We start from the raw sequence: 16,131 nt of genomic DNA, 5'->3' as shown, positions 1-16,131 counted from the left end.
GGCCGGCGGGTGCGATCCGCGTCGGGATCAGCTCATCGGAATGACGGCATACAGCAGCCAGGTGAGGAGGAACCCTGCCATGCCGAGCACGGTCGTGAGCGGGGTCCAGGTCCGCAGACCGTCCTTGACCGACAGGCCGAGATAGCGCGTGACCACCCAGAAGCCGGAGTCGTTCACGTGGCTGAGTCCCAGTGCGCCGTAACCGATCGCGATGGCGACGAGAGCGATGTGGATCGTGTCGAGGCCGAGGACCGCGACCGTCGGCAGCAGCAGCCCTGCCGTCGTCGTGATCGCCACGGTGGCCGATCCCTGCGCCGCTCGCATGATGAGCGAGATGAGGAAGGCGGCCAGCAGCAGCGGCATCCCTGTCCCGGCCAGGACTTCGGCGACGGCACCGCCGATGCCGGTCTCGGTGAGGATGCGGCCGAAGGCACCGCCGGCGCCCGTGATGAGGATGATCACGGCCGCACTCGGGAGAGCGGATTCCATGACCTCGCCGAGCTTGGCACCCGACCAGCCGCGGCGTACGCCGAGCAGGAACATCGCGGCGGCGATCGCCACCATGAGGGCGAAGATCGGCTGGCCGATCATCGAGAGGAAGCCGTTCCAGAACGTGCCGGGGGCGAAGGCCGGCGCAACGGTCGTGCCGAGCATGATCAGCACGAGCGGCAGCAGGATGATCGTCAGCACCGTGTAGGCGCTCGGCGCCTTCTCGCCCTCGCGCAGCCCGCTGTTGGGTGATGAGTCCTCGGATCCGAATCGGTCGAACATCTCCTTGGTCGCCTCGATCATCGCGAACTCGCGTCGGTTGATGAGCTTCGCCACGAGATACGAGAGCACCGCGAGCGGGATCGAGATGAGCAGCGAGAAGATCAGCACCCAGCCGATGTCGGCGCCGAGGATGGTCGCACCGCCGACGATGCCGGGGTGCGGAGGGACGGCGACGTGAACCGCCAGCATGATGCCCGCCACCGGCAGCCCGAATCTGATCGGGTTGAGCCCGGCGATCTTCGAGAACGCGAAGATGATCGGCACGAGGATGATGAATCCGGCATCGAAGAACACCGGGATGGCGAGGATGCCTGCGGCCGCCACGAGGGCGATGCCGACGCGCTTGGGGCCGAGCCACGACGTGAACTTGCCGGCGAGCGATTCGGCGCCGCCGGACAGCTCGATGATCTTGCCGAGCATCGAGCCGAGCGCGACGAGCACGGCGACGGAGCCGAGGGTGCCTCCGACGCCGGCGATGATCGCCTGGATGATGCCGAGTTGCTCCGGAGCGGTGTCCGTCGCGGGGATCGTGGTCATCGGCAGTCCGGCCGCGAGGCCGACCACGATCGAGACCAGGATGAGGGCGTAGAACGCCTGCATCTTGAAGCGGATGATCAGCAGGAGCAGCAGGGCGAGGCCTGCCACTCCGATCGCGATCAGAGCGGGAAGAGGGAGCGTCATCGAATCTCTTCTTTCCGGCGAATGCGCCGTACGGTTCGGGTCAGGACAGTCGTTCGGGGGCGATCACGCGGACCACGGCCGAGTCGTCGTGGGCACCGAGGCCCTGCGCCTCGCCGAGCAGGAACAGCTGCTCGGCGGCAGCCGCGACAGGGGTGGACAGATGCGCCCGACGTGCGGCGTCGCCGACGATGCCGAGATCCTTGACGAAGATGTCCAGGCGGCTGAGCACCTCGGCGCCCTCCTCGTCGTACGCCTGCAGCGCGCGGGGTCCGCGGTTGCCGAGCATGAAGGAGTTCGCTGCGCCGGCGGTCAGCGCCTCGAGCGTCTTCTCGCGGTCGAGTCCGAGCGCATCGGCGAGAGCGAGGGCTTCGGCCGCTGCCGCGATGTGCACGCCGCACAGGAGCTGGTTCACGGTCTTGAGCGCCTGACCGTCTCCCGGGCGCGCCCCCACGATCGAGAGCGTCGAGGCGAGCTGCTCGAGGATCGGGCGGGCGATCTCGAGCGCATCCGGTGTCGCGCCGACGACGATGAGCAGGTCGCCTTCGCCTGCGCGGACCGGTCCTCCGGACAGCGGCGCGTCCACGAGGTGCGCGCCGTGCTCGGCCAGACGCGCGGCGACGTCGGCGATGCCTTCGGTGCCGACCGTGCTGGTGAGGATCACGACGGACCCGTCGGCCAGATGCGGCGCGAGACCGCTCTCGCCGAAGAGCAGGTCGTCGAGCTGCGCGCCGGTGCGCACGGCCACGAGCACGGCCTGCGCATCCGCGACGGCCTCGGCGGCGGATGCTGCGGGCGCGACGCCCTTCTCGGCCGCGATGGCGACGCGTTGGGAGGCGATGTCGAACCCGCGGACGGTGAAGCGCTCGGCGAGGCGAGTCGCCATGGGAAGCCCCATGGCTCCGAGCCCGATGACGGCGACGGTGGTGGTCATCTCGATTCCTTTCAGAAAGATCAGTGCGTGTCGGCCAGCGTCGCGACGACGCGGGCGAGGGAGTCTGCGACGCCGACGTTGCCGGCGAAGACGATGTAGGGGATGCCGACGGCGGGGCCCGTCTCCGGCTGCCAGAGCGAGACGATTCCGGGGAGCATCGGACCGAGAACGGTCGCCCTGCGGATCTCGAGCGCCTCGCTCGCGACGTCACTGGAGGTGATGCCGCCCTTGGCGATCACGAAACGTGGCGGGGCGATCGCAAGGACTCGGCGGACCAGCTCCACGACCGCGCTGGAGACCTGCCTGGCGATCTCGAGGCTCGCCTCTCCCGTCGTGCCGGTCACGAGCTCGCGGGTGGTGTGGACGATGACGGTACCCGACTCGAGCGCCTCGGCGACGGCGCGCGACTGGGCGTCCAGGTGTGCTTCGCGGCGTTCGTCGATGAGGCGGCGCACGTCGAGTTCGATGGTCGCCGTCTCGGGCCTGGCACGGCGGAGCTCGTCGAGCTGCTGCGTCGTGAGCGGCACGTGGCTGCCGACGACGACCAGTCCACCGCGGTGATGGGCGAACGGGATGTCCTCGGAGTCGACGGGCTGCGCGATCTCCTGTCCGATGTGGGCCCGCACGTAGGGCGGACCAACGCGCAGCAGGACGCCGCGATCGCCGAGGGCGTTCAGAGCGAGCGCCACGACGCGCATGTCGGACTCCTCGACGACGTCGACGGCGACCACGGTGCCGGCCGGCAACTCGCGCAGGAACGACGTCACAGCGTCGACGCCGGATCGGATGATCCCGACCGTGAGTGCCGCGACGTCGGTGGCGGGGATGCGCCCGGAAGTCTTCTCGGCCACCCAGTCGCGCAGGTCGGACGAGGAGAACCCGAAGGTCGCATCCTTTGCGAACGGTGTCTCGCCGACCGGAGTCGCCTCGCCGTCGACGGCCCAGTAGTGCACCGAGTCGACCGTGATGCGCCCCGCCTCGGGGAAGGCAGGGACGAGGAGAGTGAGTTCAGGCGTCTTCCCGCCGTGCGCGGCGATCTCAGCCGAGAGCACGTCGGTCTCGAGCGGGAAGTGCCCGCGCAGCGTCGAGTCGCTGCGGGAGACGAATGTCACGTGGCGACCCGCGGCCTCGGCGGCGGCGAGGGCGACCGCGACGATCTCGCGGTTGCGGCCGGCGGCCGTGTCCTCGTCGAGCGAGCGCGTGTTGGTCAGCACGTACACGGCGGCCGCACCCGTCGCGAAGGCGCCGTCGAGGTCTTCGCGCTCCCAGCGGGTGAGCACCGGGAGGTGCGCGACCGATTGCGTGCCGGTGGGATCGTCATCCAGCACCACGAGCACGTCCCGGGGATCGCGCGCGTCCGCGACATCCGCGGCATCGATCGCGACCGGGGCAGGCAGAGGCGCGAGCAGCGCGTCGATGTGCACGGGAACTCCTTCGTTCGGGGGCTATCCGATATCAGATAACGACCATACGCCTCGATCTTCGCGCATGCAAACCACTCGCGAGAGAGGTCAGGCCCCCTGGACGTAGTGCAGGAGGTCCTCTCGGGTCTGACGCATGTGGCTCGCCATCGCCTCACGCGCCGCCTCAGCCGACTTGGTGCGCATCGCTCCGAGCACCGCATCGTGCTCGACGAGAGCGTGCTCTCGGATCTCGAACACCGCACTGGTCTCGCTGCGGGACTCCTGCAGCATCGCCGTGAGAGGACGGACCGACGCCACGAGGATGCGGTTGTCCGCCGCCTGGAAGATCACGTCGTGGAAGGAGAGGTCGGCGTCGACGAAGCCGGGGACATCGCCATTGGCATGCGCCGACCTCATCCTCTCGAGTGCCTCCTCGAGGGCGCGGATGTGCTCCTCGGTACTGCGCGGCGCGGCGAGTTCAGCGGCCCCGGTCTCGAACATCACCCGCATGTCGAGCAGATCGAGCGCCGCACGACGACGCGCTCCCCCGCTGCGCGAATGGCGGACGACCGCTTCCAGCCCGGTCCACTCGTCGACGGGTGCGATGCGGTGACGACTGCCGGGGACGGGCACGATGACGCCCTGCGCCTGCAGCAGGCGCACGCCTTCGCGAAGCGTCAGCCGGGACACGCCCAGATTGTCGGCGAGATCCCCCTCCGGCGGCAGCGGCTCCCCCGCGACCAGCCGGCCCGCGATGATCTCGTCCAGCAGCCCATCGACCACGGCCTGCGTGCGAGTGACGCGCTCAGTCTTCACAGCGCTCCTTCCGGCGGGCATGGGCCCGCCTCAACGGTAGCGCGGCGCTGAGCGCGCCACCCCTCACGCGACGCGGATGAGCTTCTTGTTGACGAACTCGTCTGCCGCGAGCAGACCCAGCTCGCGCGAGGTGCCGCTGCGCTTGACACCGCCGAACGGCAGCTCCGGGCTGTCCGCCAGCACCACGTTGACGTAGACCATGCCCGCCTCGATCGCGTCCGCGACGCGTTCGGCCTGCTCGGCGTCCGTCGTGAAGACGTAAGAGCCGAGCCCGAACGACGTGTCGTTCGCGAGCGCGACGGCGGCGTCCTCGTCGGCGACGCGGTAGACGACGCCGGCGGGCCCGAACAGCTCCTCGCGGTACACGTCCATCTCATCCGTCACGTCGGCCAGCAGCGTCGGGGCGAAGAACGCGCCGTCCCTCGTGCCGCCGGTCAGCAGCGTGGCGCCCTGCGCGACGGCCGCGTCGATCTGCTGCTGCAGACGCTCCGCGGCCGCGAGGGAGGACAGCGGCCCGAGGATCGTCTCCTCCTGCGTCGGGTCCTCCGCCGAGATGGCGGCCAGCTTGGCCGTGAACTTCGCGGCGAACTCGTCGTAATGCTCGTCGACGACGATGAACCGCTTGGCCCCGTTGCAGGACTGGCCGTTGTTGTCGATGCGCGCATCGACGGCCGCCTGCACCACAGCATCCAGATCGTCCGCCGAGAGCACGATGAACGGATCAGAGCCGCCGAGCTCCAGCGCGACCTTCTTCAGGTTGCGGCCCGCTACCTCGGCGACGGCCGCGCCGGCGCGCTCCGATCCTGTGATCGAGACGCCCTGCACACGCGGGTCCGCGATGATCTCCGCCGCCTGCTCGTTCGTGGCATAGACGTTGACGTAGCCGCCGCCGGGGAGCCCGGCATCCGCATAGATCTTCTCGAGGAAGGCAGCCGACTCCGGGCACTGCGGTGCGTGCTTGAGGATGATCGTGTTGCCGTTCGCGAGATTCGGAGCGGCGAAGCGCGCCACCTGATACGCAGGGAAGTTCCACGGCATGATGCCCAGCAGCGCGCCCAGCGGGGCACGGCGGATGACAGCTGTGCCCTCCCCCAGGATCTCCAGCGGCTGATCGGCCGTGATGCGCTCGATGTTGTCGGCGTAGAACTCGATGATGTCGGCGGCGAAATCGACCTCGCCGACCGCGGCGGCGATCGGCTTGCCCATCTCGCGCACCATGATCGCGGCGAATTCGTCACGGCGTTCGCGGTGCAGTTCGGCGATGCGACGGATGACGGCGGCGCGTTCGGCCGGCGACGTCGCGCCCCACGTCTTCGCGGCCGTCGCGGCGCGCGCCACGGCATCCTCGATCTGCGCGTCGGTTGCGGTGTCGTACTCGGCGACGGTCTCGCCGGTGGCCGGGTTGATGACGGCGTACTCGGTCATGATGCGTCCTCTCGTTGCGGGGCGTTCAGTTCGGGATCAGTGTGTACTTCGTGGACAGGTACTCGTGGATGCCCTCGGCGCCGCCCTCACGGCCGACACCCGACTGCTTGACCCCGCCGAACGGAGCGGCCGCGTTCGAGACCACGCCGACGTTCAGCCCCATCATCCCTGTCTCGAGCGCGTCGATCATGCGGTGCCCTCGCGCGAGATCCTCCGTGAACACGTACGAGACCAGCCCGTACTCGGTGTCGTTGGCGAGGCGGACGGCCTCCTCCTCGGTGCCGAAGGTCGCGATCGCCAGCACAGGGCCGAAGATCTCCTCGCGGAGGATGTCGCTGCCGGCGGCCACATCCGTGATCACGGTCGGCTCGTAGAAGGTCCCCGCGCCCTCGATCGCGTTGCCGCCCGCGAGCACACGGGCCCCGCGGGAGACGGCGTCGCCGACGAGTTCGGATGCCTTGGCGACGGCATCCTCGTCGATGAGCGGGCCGATCGCGACGCCCTCCTCGGTGCCTCGTCCGATCTTCATCGCCTTGACGCGCTCGGCGACCCGGTCGGCGAACTGCTCCGCGACGGCCGAGTGCACGATGAAGCGGTTCGCGGCCGTGCAGGCCTGACCGATGTTGCGGAACTTCGCCGCCATCGCCCCGTCGACCGCTTTGTCGAGATCGGCGTCCTCGAAGATGACGAACGGCGCGTTGCCGCCGAGTTCCATCGACACCCGCAGCACGCCCTCGGCGGCCTGGGCGATGAGCTTGCGGCCGACCTCGGTCGACCCGGTGAAGGAGAGCTTGCGCAGCCGCGGGTCGGCGATGATCGGCGCCGAGACCTTCGACGAGGACGTGGTCTGCACGACGTTGACGACGCCGGCGGGGAGTCCGGCCTCCTCGAGCAGCTTCGTGAAGAACATCGTGGTGAGCGGAGTCAGTGCCGGCGGCTTGATGACGACGGTGCAGCCGGCGGCGAGCGCCGGTGCGATCTTGCGCGTCGCCATCGCGAAGGGGAAGTTCCACGGTGTGATGAAGAACGACGGGCCCACAGGACGCTGCGACACGACCATGCGACCGGTGCCCTCGGGGTTGATCCCGTAGCGGCCGGAGATCCGGACGGCCTCCTCGCTGAACCATCGCAGGAACTCGCCGCCGTAGACGACCTCGCCCCGCGCCTCGGCCAAGGGCTTGCCCATCTCGAGGGTCATGAGCAGCGCGAGATCCTCCTTGTGCACCTGCACGAGGTCGAAGGCGCGGCGCAGGATGTCGCTGCGGGTCCGCGGCGGGGTCGCCGCCCAGGCCTCCTGAGCGGCGACGGCCGCATCCAGGGCACGGATGCCATCCTCCGGCGTCGCATCGGCGATCGAACGGATCACGGCGTTCGTGGCCGGATCGTGCACATCGAAGGTGCGCGAGCCCGTGGCATCCTGCCACTTCCCGCCGATGTAGAGGCCGGTGGGGACGCTGTCCAGCAGCGCCTGCTCGTTCGGGGCGAGGGAAGCGGTCATCATCATCTCTCTTTCGTTGCTCGTCAGTCGGTTCAGCGGCGGCGCAGGCTCGGCGGGGCGTCCATCGCGAGCGTCTCCCCGCGGAAGAAGGCGGGTCGGCGAATGGCGTTCCAGATCATGATCACGATGCCGACCCCGATGATGCTCACGCCCAGCACGAACACCAGGCCGATCCCGCCGACGCTGGAACCGCTGCCGTAGCCGGGGTCGATCGAGTCGATCAGCGTCGTCACGAACAGCACCGCGAGGATCGCTCCGCCCACGAGCGGGAACAGCAGCGTGAAGAAGAAGCTGTGCGTCGAGTCGAACCACTGCTTGCGGAAGTACCACACGCACGCGAACGCGGTGAGGCCGTAGTAGAAGCAGATCATCATGCCCAGCGACAGGATCGTGTCGGTGAGCACGTTCTCGCTCACCAGGCGCATGACGGCGTAGAAGACGCTCGCGACGACAGCCGAGACGATCGTGGCGTAGCCCGGGGTGAAGAACCGCGGGCTGACGCGGGCGAACTTCTTCGGCAGGGCGCCGTAGTGCCCCATGGCGAGCAGCGTCCTGGCCGGCCCGACGGCCGTGGACTGCAGGGATGCGGCCGAACTGGACAGCACGGCGAGCGAGACGAGGAACGCAAGCGGTCCGAGCACGGGGTCCGAGAGCGCGAAGAACACGTTGGCCGAGATCCCCTCGTTCGCCAGGCCCAGCTCGCCCGTGCCGACACCCGCGAACATCATGAGACCGATCGAGATCAGCAGGTACAGGCTCACGACCACGAGGACCGTGACCACGGCGGCCCGACCAGGGGTCTTCTCGGGGTTCTTGGTCTCCTCGTTCATGGTGAGCACGACGTCCCAGCCCCAGAAGATGAAGATCGACAGCGAGAGTCCGGCCGCGAAGGCGCTGAACGTCGGCACCTCGAGCGGGTTGAACCACGACCACGAGAACGCGGTCGGATCCGGGGCGTCGCCCTGCACCGCCTTGACGATCGCGACCACCGCGAACACGACCAGCACGGCGACCTGGAAGCCCACCAGGACGTACTGGAACTTCTGCGTGGTCTGCATGTCGCGATACGACACCAGCGTCGCCCCGAGCATGAACAGCAGGCACACGACCACGTTGATGATCGGGTTGAAGGCGAGGTCCGCGATGGCGGCGTTGCCGCTGAGCTGAGAGATCAGCAGGAACAGGAACTCCACCGCGATGCCGGCGAGATTCGACAGCACGATGACGGTCGCGGCGATCAGCCCCCAGCCCGTCATCCAGCCGATCCACGGCCCGAACGCCCGCACGCCCCAGGTGAACGAGGTGCCGGAGTCCGGCATCGCGCGGTTGAGCTCGCGGTAGCCGAACGCGGTCAGCAGCATCGGGATGAACCCGACGAGGATGATGGCCGGCACCTGCGTGCCGACCTCGGCGACGGTGGGGCCCAGCGACGCGGTGAGCGTGTACGCGGGGGCGATCGTGGAGACGCCGATGACGACGGCACCGATCACTCCCACGGCGCCGGCCCTGAGACCCTTCTGCGAGATCCCTGTCGTGACGGTGGATTCGGGCCCCATCGCCCGATCGGTGCTGGTCATCAGCGGTCTCCTGCTTCGGCGCGGGTGCGCGGTACGACGATCATCGGAACGGGCAGCTCGTGCAGCATCTTCGCCGCCGTCGAGCCGAGGAACAGTCGCCGTGGCTGCGCGAGCCGCGATGAGCCGACCAGGATGACCTCACCGGGAAGCCAGGACAGGTGGGCGACGGCATCCTCGACGCTGTCGCCGGCGGCCTGCTCGATCGTGGTCGTGACGTCGGAGGGGACGGCAGCGGCCGCCTTCTCGAGCACGGACTCCGCGTGGCCGTCCTGGACGATGCGGATCACCGCGGTGTCGAGCCCAGGGGGCACATCGAACGACATGAGCGACACGAGCCGCAGCGGCACTCCGGCATCGGTCGCGACGGAGGCCGCCTCGTCCAGCAGTGCGTCCGCACCGGGGCGGATGCCGACGGCTGCCGTCACTCGAGGCATCACGTGGTCGTCCTGCTGGGCGAACCCCGCGGGTGCGAGCGCCACAGGGATCGTCGACGAGTGCAGCAGCTCGGAGGCGACGCTGCCCAGACGGTGGCGCCCGAACAGTCCGCCGCCGGCGGCACCGACGACGACAGCCCGAGCGCCGAACTCCTCGCCGGCGGCGACGAGGCCGGCGGCGAACGACTCCGCGAAGCGCACGTGGCCGGTGCGGGTGAGGTCGGAGGGCAGGGTCGCCGCGGCATCCGACAGCCACTGCCTGGCCTGTCCGCGCAGGACGTCCTCGTACGCACGCTCGGGCGGAACCGCGGCGCTGCGGGTGCCTTCGCTGGGCAGCACCATCACCAGGTGCACACGTGCACCGAGGCTGCGGGCGAGGCGAGCGCCGAGGGCCGCGGCATCCGCTCCGGCATCCGTCGCGGTGTAGCCGACGACGATCGAGCCGGCCATCAGCCGACCTCGACCGCTGCGGCGCGGCTGGCGTCGACGATGTTCGATGCCGCCAGGCGACCCATGCGGATCGCGCCGTCCACGTGCTGATATCCGGCGCCGGCCAGGTCGCTGCAGGCGAAATGGATGGGGCCGACCGCAGTGCGCAGGTCGGCACCGTAGCGGTGCAGGCCGCCGAGGTCGAAGCTGGCGGCGTAGGCGCCGCGGGTCCACTCCTCGCTGCCCCAGTCGCTCTCGTAGTAGACGACCGGGTTCTTGGCCTCCGGTCCGTAGTAGTGCGAGAGCGACTCGAGGATGCGCTCCTTGCGCTCCTCGGCGCTGAGTTCGAACACGTCGTCGGCGTTGCGGTCGGAGACGAAGCCGACCAGGGTGCCTCTTTCGTCGTCGTGGTTGGTGTTGTCGTATGCCTCGTGCGTCAGCTCGTACGGGCTGAACGCCGTGCCGGAGAGCCCGTCCTCGCGCCAGAACGGACGGTCGTAGACGGCGTGCACCTTGATGACGAAGCCCATCGAGATGTGCTGGTGCATCTGGTGCTGTCGGCGAGGCAGCGGGGGGACGAACGAGATGCGGTTGTACAGAATCGGTGCGTGCGCGAGGATCGCGAACCGCGCACGGACCGTGTGCTCATCGGTGGTGGCCACGACACCGGACGCACCCCATTCCAGGCCGCGCACCGGCTGGTTCAGCAGCACGTCGTCGCTGAGACGCTCGGCCAGCAGCAGCGGCACCTGCTGGAGCCCTCCGACGACGCGCTTGTCGAGGATGAAGTCGGCGTCGACCAGGTTCGAGTACGAGCCTGCGGACGCCGCCATCAGCAGCGACTGCAGCAGCGAGAACGCGTGCGTGGGTTTGGTGAGCATCGCGGACCCGGTGGCGAAGGCGAGGTTGCGGACGGCTTCATCGTCGTCGGTCTGCGCGCGCAGCCAGGCATCCCAGGTGATCTCGTCCCACTCCTGCGCGTTCGGGTGCTCCCAGGGGCGGTCGGGGTCGATCTCGGCGACCATGGCATCCAGGCGCTCGGTGATCTCCGCGATGACGCGCTCGGTCTCGGGGGCCACAGGGAACATCTCGCCCGTGAAGCGACGCGCGGCACCGTCGGGGCCGACATAGACGCTGTCGCCGTCGCGGTAGCGGCTGAAGGTCTCGAGCCCCAGCTCGGCGATCGTGTCGATCAGCGCATCCTGGTCGGGCGAGACCCACTGGCCGCCGATCTCCAGCATCGCGGTGTCGATCACATCGGTCCACAGGCGCCCGCCGACGCGATCGCGCGCCTCGAGGACGGCGACGGACAGGCCGGCCTTGCGCAGGTCGTTGGCCGCCGTGAGTCCGGCGGCTCCGGCGCCGATGACGACGACGTCGCGTGAGATCTCGGCCATGAGGGCTGCTCCTTCGTTGGTTGCGTGGGTGCTGCGTCTTCGGATGCTGCGGCTGGTACGTCTGCGTCATGAACGCAGTCGCCGGTCGCGGCTCGAAATCCCCCGATCCGAGCCGCGACCGGACGTTCTAGGAGACGGTCACGTTCGCCGCCAGCGCCTCGGCGATGACGTCGAGGCCCTCGTTCAGCAGGTCGTCGCCGATCGCAAGCGGCGGGAGGAAACGGATCACGTTGCCGTACGTGCCGCAGGTGAGGACGATGACGCCCTTCGCGATCGCGGCCTTGGCCACGGCCGCGGTGAGCGCGGCATCCGGAGCCTTGGTCTCAGGGTCGATGAACTCGGCGGCGATCATCGCGCCGTGTCCGCGGATGTCGCCGATGCGGGCGTCGCGCCGCTGGATCTCGGCGAGGCGGGTCTTCAGGACGTCGCCGATCTCGCGGGCGCGCTCGATCACCCCGTCGTTCTCGAAGATGTCGATCGCGGCGAGCGCCGCGGCGCACGCGATCGGGTTGCCGCCGTACGTGCCGCCGAGGCCGCCGGCATGCGAGGCGTCCATGATCTCGGCGCGCCCCGTCACCGCCGCGAGCGGAAGCCCGCCGGCGATGCCCTTGGCCGTGGTGATCAGGTCGGGCTCGATGCCGAACAGCTCGCTCGCGAACATCGCGCCGGTGCGCGCGAAGCCGGTCTGCACCTCATCGGCGATGAAGACGACACCGTTCGCGCGGCACCAGTCGACGATCGCGGGGAGGAACCCGTCGGCGGGGACGATGAAGCCGCCCTCGCCCTGGATCGGCTCGATGATGACGGCGGCGAGGTTGTCGGCGCCGATCTGCTTCTCGAGCTGAAGGATCGCGCGGGATGCGGCATCCGCACCCGAGAGACCGTCGCGGAAGGGGTACGACGCGGTGGCGCGGTAGACCTCAGGGGCGAACGGACCGAAGCCGCTCTTGTACGGCATCGCCTTGGCGGTCAGCGCCATGGTGAGGTTGGTGCGGCCGTGGTAGCCGTGGTCGAAGGCCACGACGGCCTGGCGGCCGGTGTGCTTGCGGGCGATCTTGATCGCGTTCTCGACGGCCTCGGCACCCGAGTTGAACAGCGCGCTCTTCTTCGCGAAGTCGCCGGGGGTGAGCCGGTTGAGCGCCTCGGCGACCGCGACGTACGACTCGTACGGCGAGATCATGAAGCACGTGTGCGTGAACTGCGCGGCCTGCGCGGCGACGGCCGCGGCGATCTTGGGATGCGCGTTGCCGACCGTCGTGACGGCGATGCCGCTGCCGAGGTCGATGAGCGAGTTCCCGTCGGCGTCGACGACCACGCCACCGCCCGCGGCGACGGCGGCCACCGGGATGGTGTGGCCGACGCCGGACGGCACGGCATCCGCCTTGCGCGCCAGCAGCTCGGCCGAACGAGGGCCGGGGAGCTCTGTGACCAGGCGGCGCTCCTGCGGGAGGTCGGGGCCGCCGAGGGGAAGGGCGACAGGTGCGGTGTCGAGAAGTGCCATGCGGCGAGCGTAGGCCTCGTCGGCCGACGGCCGCACTCGCCCGAACGTATAATCTGCCTGAAGCATTCGCCCTTCCGTACAAGGGCGAGGAGGGTGGAGAGGTGGACGAACCGACGCTGCGCGCGCTGCTGCACCGCACCGACCTCGGGCTGCGCCTGGTGTCCGACGAGCGGATGCTGCCCGACGATGCCCTCGATCTGCCGCTGCGCTGGGTGCACTCGTCCGACCTCGTCGATCCGACGCCGTTCCTCGCGGATGAACTCGCACTGCTGACCACCGGCGCGCAGTTCGACGACGACGACGGCATCCGCGCGTACGTCAGGCGCCTGCACGAACGGGGCGTCGTCGGGCTCGGATTCGGCACGGAGGTGCATCGGTCCGGCATCCCCGACGAACTGATCGCAGCCTGTCGGAGCGTATGGATGCCACTGTTCGAGGTCCCCTACGACACCCCGTTCATCGCGGTGGCGCGCGCGCACTCCGAGGCGATCGCCGCCCAGGCCTACGCCCGCCGGACCTGGGCGCTGGACACCCAGCGCGCCCTGGCCGTCGCGGCGCTGCGCCCCAGAGGTCTGTTCGCGACCCTGGCAGAACTCGCCAGGCGTCTGGGCCGCTGGGTGGGCATGTTCGATGCCGCCGGCGTGCTCGTGCACGAGCACCCGCAGGACCGGCTCGCCCCGCAGGATGCCGAGGCTCTCGCCGCCAGGGCGACGGATCTGATCGCCCGCGGCGGGCAGGCAGGGCAGTCGCTGACGCTGGGCACCGAGGCCTACACGCTCTTCACCCTGGGGCGCAGCGGCCACCTGCGCGGAGTCATCGCGATCGCGACGGCGTCGCTGGATGCCGAGGCCCGCGCCGTGGTCACATCGGTGATCGCGATGGCCGGCCTCGCCCTGGAGCAGAACGAGCAGTTCGCGCGCAGCCGCAGGCGCCTGCGGTCGCAGGTGCTGGCTTCCCTGATGCTGGACGACCCGACCCTCGCGCGTCGGGTGCTCGGTTCGCTGCCGCACGCCCCGATGGTCGTCGGTGTCGCTGATGCGGATGCCCCGGTCGAGGCGCTCGAGGAATGGTGGGAGCGGCAGCGGACCGATTCCGGCACCGCGGTGTTCGCCGCCTCATCGGAGGACGGCGTCGTGATGTGCGTGTCCGCCGTCGATGCCGGCCTGTTCGATGAGATCGCCGAGCGGTTCGGCCTGCGGATCGGGGTGTCCGAGCCGGATGGCTACGCGGCGTTCTCCCGGGCGCACACCCAGGCGATCGCGGCGCTGCGCCACGGCGGACCCGGTGCCGTTCGATACGCCGACACGATCACGTCGAGCATCCTGTCGGCGTTCGCGACCGACGAGGCGCGGCTGGTCGCCGAGTCGCGGCTGGCGCCGCTGCGCGCCCACGACGGTCTGCAGGAAGCGCTGCGCGTCTGGCTCGAGCACGACGCGCGTTTCGAGCAGGCGGCGGCGGCGCTCGGCATCCATCGGCACACGCTGCGGACTCGGATCGCGCAGGCGTCGGCGTTGCTCGGCACGGATCTGTCGACGTTCCCGGCCAGAGCCGAACTGTGGGCGGCGCTGCAGACCGCGCGGTGACGGCGCTCACGTCGAGCGAGGACGACGAGAGGCGGCTACGCGCTGACCTGCATGTCGCGCCGCGTGATCGTGTCCGCCGGCGTCGCACCCGCGAGCAGCGCCGCGACGTCCTCCAGCGCGGAGTCCGCGAGACGGCGCACATCGGTACCCATGGATCCCGCGATGTGGGGCGTGAGCGCGACGTTCGGCAGGTGCCGCAGCGGCGCATCCACCGGCAACGGGTCGGGGTCCGTCACATCCAGGACGGCATCGATCCGCCCTGAGGCGCACGCCTCGAACAGCGCGTCGTGATCGATCAGCGATCCTCGTGCGGTGTTGATCACCGTCGCCCCGTCGCGCAGGGCGGCGAGCTCAGCACGGCCGATCATGTGCCGGGTCTCGGGAAGCGCCGGCGCGTGCAGGGACAGCACATCGGATCGGCGCAGCAGCTCGTCCAGCGGGACGAGGTCGCCCCCGGCCGCGGCGACCGCCCGCGGGTCGACGACCGGATCGGCGACGAGCACCGTGACACCCGCCATCCCGCGCAGCATCGGGACGACGCGGCGCCCGATCCGCGAGAAGCCGACGATTCCGACGGTGCGGCCGAGGCTGCCGTACGCCGGCGAGGTGACGAGGTCGCCCCAGCCGAGCGACTCGCGCTCCTGATTGCGGACGTGGGCGAACGCGCGCTTGAAGGCGAGCACGATCGATGCGAAAGCGAACTCGGCCACCGGCACGGCGTTGGCGTCTGCGGCGGAGGCGACGACGATCCCCCGGTCCCAGAGCTCCTCGGACACCAGGTCCTGAACGCTCCCGGCGGCATGAACGACGGCGCGCAGCTCGGGCATCCGGTCGAGGACCCCGGCATCCAGCCGAGGCGCGCCCCAGGACGTCAGCAGGATCTCCGTGTCGCCGATCGGTCCGTCGCCGAGCACGAGCGACGGGGCGGTCGAGAGCGACCGCAGCCTCCGCATTCGCGGTTCGTCGAAGAGCAGGTCGAACACGTCCGGACTCATCGCGGTGCGCACGACACCGCTCACGCGCGCACCTCGGCGACCTCGAGCACGGGGCGCAGCGTGTACCGGCTGTTGGCCCACGCGACGTAGAGCGCGGGCGCGGCCGTGAGCCCGATGGCGATGGCAGGCATGGTCGTGAACAGCCCCACCTGGACGGCGAGCACGGCGAAGGACAGCGCCGTCAGGTACCAGCGCCGGATGCCGAGGTACAGCGCCGCCTTGACGGCATCGCGCATCCGGGCGGACGGCACCTCGGCGAGCGCACCGAGCCCGACCAGCGCGGTGGAGAGCGTCACGAGGGTCAGGATCGCGAGGACGGGCACGACCACGACGGATGCCGGGGTGTCCGCGACCGCTCGGACATCGACGAGGAGGACCACGATCAGCGCGGTGCCGGCGAGGCCGAGCAGCATCGCCTTGCGCCATGTCGCCTTCCAGCCGCGCCAGAACGCGCGGACGACCTGCGTCTCGCCGACGGCGTTCTCGCGGAAGGCCGTGAAGGCACCGGTCAGCGCCGGCGCCGCCAGCGGAGCGGCCAGTGCGAGCAGCGGCCAGGAGTGCGCAGGGTCGGTGGTGATGAGCAGCACGACCAGCGGTGCCGCCGCCACGAGGACGAGGAAGTTCACCATGAGCCCGAGGTAGACGACCCCGAGGATCGCCGTCCAGGTGCTGTGCGAGACGCGCTTCATG

General features: G+C 69.9%; 13 protein-coding genes. 1 reads left to right on the top strand and 12 read right to left on the bottom strand.

Annotated features, from left to right (window positions below; translation table 11 throughout):
• Positions 1–27: 27 nt before the first annotated feature.
• From ACI7YT_RS04280 to gabT, 10 genes are all read right to left on the bottom strand, one after another.
• Positions 28–1,452 carry a GntP family transporter gene (locus ACI7YT_RS04280; RefSeq protein ID WP_406249241.1) on the bottom strand — a complete coding sequence of 475 codons (1,425 nt, stop codon included), beginning with the start codon at positions 1,450–1,452 and terminating at the stop codon, positions 28–30.
• A gap of 40 nt (positions 1,453–1,492) precedes the next feature.
• Complete coding sequence (locus tag ACI7YT_RS04275) at positions 1,493–2,383, bottom strand: NAD(P)-dependent oxidoreductase (RefSeq protein ID WP_406249240.1); 891 nt, start codon at positions 2,381–2,383, stop codon at positions 1,493–1,495.
• 20 nt (positions 2,384–2,403) lie between these two features.
• Positions 2,404–3,807: a four-carbon acid sugar kinase family protein gene (locus ACI7YT_RS04270; RefSeq protein WP_406249239.1), complete on the bottom strand. Its 1,404-nt coding sequence runs from the start codon at positions 3,805–3,807 to the stop codon at positions 2,404–2,406.
• 87 nt (positions 3,808–3,894) lie between these two features.
• Positions 3,895–4,602: a FadR/GntR family transcriptional regulator gene (locus ACI7YT_RS04265; RefSeq protein ID WP_406249238.1), complete on the bottom strand. Its 708-nt coding sequence runs from the start codon at positions 4,600–4,602 to the stop codon at positions 3,895–3,897.
• Between the two features lie 63 nt (positions 4,603–4,665).
• Positions 4,666–6,027 carry an aldehyde dehydrogenase family protein gene (locus ACI7YT_RS04260; protein WP_406249237.1) on the bottom strand — a complete coding sequence of 454 codons (1,362 nt, stop codon included), beginning with the start codon at positions 6,025–6,027 and terminating at the stop codon, positions 4,666–4,668.
• A gap of 25 nt (positions 6,028–6,052) precedes the next feature.
• Positions 6,053–7,525 carry an NAD-dependent succinate-semialdehyde dehydrogenase gene (locus tag ACI7YT_RS04255; RefSeq protein ID WP_406249236.1) on the bottom strand — a complete coding sequence of 491 codons (1,473 nt, stop codon included), beginning with the start codon at positions 7,523–7,525 and terminating at the stop codon, positions 6,053–6,055.
• Between the two features lie 32 nt (positions 7,526–7,557).
• A complete protein-coding gene (locus ACI7YT_RS04250) occupies positions 7,558–9,102 on the bottom strand; it encodes an APC family permease (protein WP_406249235.1) in 1,545 nt (514 codons plus the stop codon).
• Complete coding sequence (locus ACI7YT_RS04245; protein WP_406249234.1) at positions 9,102–9,986, bottom strand: universal stress protein; 885 nt, start codon at positions 9,984–9,986, stop codon at positions 9,102–9,104. Before ACI7YT_RS04245 ends, ACI7YT_RS04250 begins: the two co-directional genes overlap by 1 nt.
• On the bottom strand, positions 9,986–11,362 hold the full coding sequence (locus tag ACI7YT_RS04240; protein WP_406249233.1) for a flavin monoamine oxidase family protein: 1,377 nt from the start codon (positions 11,360–11,362) through the stop codon (positions 9,986–9,988). The genes ACI7YT_RS04245 and ACI7YT_RS04240 overlap by 1 nt, the downstream gene beginning before the upstream one ends.
• A gap of 127 nt (positions 11,363–11,489) precedes the next feature.
• Complete coding sequence (gabT, locus tag ACI7YT_RS04235; RefSeq protein ID WP_406249232.1) at positions 11,490–12,863, bottom strand: 4-aminobutyrate--2-oxoglutarate transaminase; 1,374 nt, start codon at positions 12,861–12,863, stop codon at positions 11,490–11,492.
• A gap of 101 nt (positions 12,864–12,964) precedes the next feature.
• Between gabT and ACI7YT_RS04230 the strand changes: the two genes are divergently transcribed.
• On the top strand, positions 12,965–14,446 hold the full coding sequence (locus tag ACI7YT_RS04230) for a PucR family transcriptional regulator (protein ID WP_406249231.1): 1,482 nt from the start codon (positions 12,965–12,967) through the stop codon (positions 14,444–14,446).
• Between the two features lie 35 nt (positions 14,447–14,481).
• Here ACI7YT_RS04230 and ACI7YT_RS04225 read toward each other — a convergent pair whose 3' ends face one another.
• A complete protein-coding gene (locus ACI7YT_RS04225; protein ID WP_406249230.1) occupies positions 14,482–15,465 on the bottom strand; it encodes a hydroxyacid dehydrogenase in 984 nt (327 codons plus the stop codon).
• Positions 15,462–16,130, bottom strand: coding sequence for a DUF624 domain-containing protein (locus tag ACI7YT_RS04220; RefSeq protein ID WP_406249229.1), 669 nt, complete (start codon positions 16,128–16,130; stop codon positions 15,462–15,464). Before ACI7YT_RS04220 ends, ACI7YT_RS04225 begins: the two co-directional genes overlap by 4 nt.
• Position 16,131: the final 1 nt, after the last annotated feature.

It is taken from the genome of Microbacterium sp. M (genome assembly GCF_045181065.1).
In the GTDB taxonomy this organism is placed as follows: Bacteria; Actinomycetota; Actinomycetes; order Actinomycetales; family Microbacteriaceae; genus Microbacterium.
This window is presented reverse-complemented; position numbering and strand designations above follow the sequence as displayed.

What these genes read in the sequence shown, in the direction of transcription:
- gabT (WP_406249232.1), bottom strand. Translation starts at nt 12,863, where the DNA reads ATGGCACTTCTCGACACCGCACCTGTCGCCCTTCCCCTCGGCGGCCCC.
- ACI7YT_RS04245 (WP_406249234.1), bottom strand. Translation starts at nt 9,986, where the DNA reads ATGGCCGGCTCGATCGTCGTCGGCTACACCGCGACGGATGCCGGAGCG.
- ACI7YT_RS04260 (WP_406249237.1), bottom strand. Translation starts at nt 6,027, where the DNA reads ATGACCGAGTACGCCGTCATCAACCCGGCCACCGGCGAGACCGTCGCC.
- ACI7YT_RS04255 (WP_406249236.1), bottom strand. Translation starts at nt 7,525, where the DNA reads ATGACCGCTTCCCTCGCCCCGAACGAGCAGGCGCTGCTGGACAGCGTC.
- ACI7YT_RS04240 (WP_406249233.1), bottom strand. Translation starts at nt 11,362, where the DNA reads ATGGCCGAGATCTCACGCGACGTCGTCGTCATCGGCGCCGGAGCCGCC.
- ACI7YT_RS04220 (WP_406249229.1), bottom strand. Translation starts at nt 16,130, where the DNA reads ATGAAGCGCGTCTCGCACAGCACCTGGACGGCGATCCTCGGGGTCGTC.
- ACI7YT_RS04280 (WP_406249241.1), bottom strand. Translation starts at nt 1,452, where the DNA reads ATGACGCTCCCTCTTCCCGCTCTGATCGCGATCGGAGTGGCAGGCCTC.
- ACI7YT_RS04275 (WP_406249240.1), bottom strand. Translation starts at nt 2,383, where the DNA reads ATGACCACCACCGTCGCCGTCATCGGGCTCGGAGCCATGGGGCTTCCC.
- ACI7YT_RS04250 (WP_406249235.1), bottom strand. Translation starts at nt 9,102, where the DNA reads ATGACCAGCACCGATCGGGCGATGGGGCCCGAATCCACCGTCACGACA.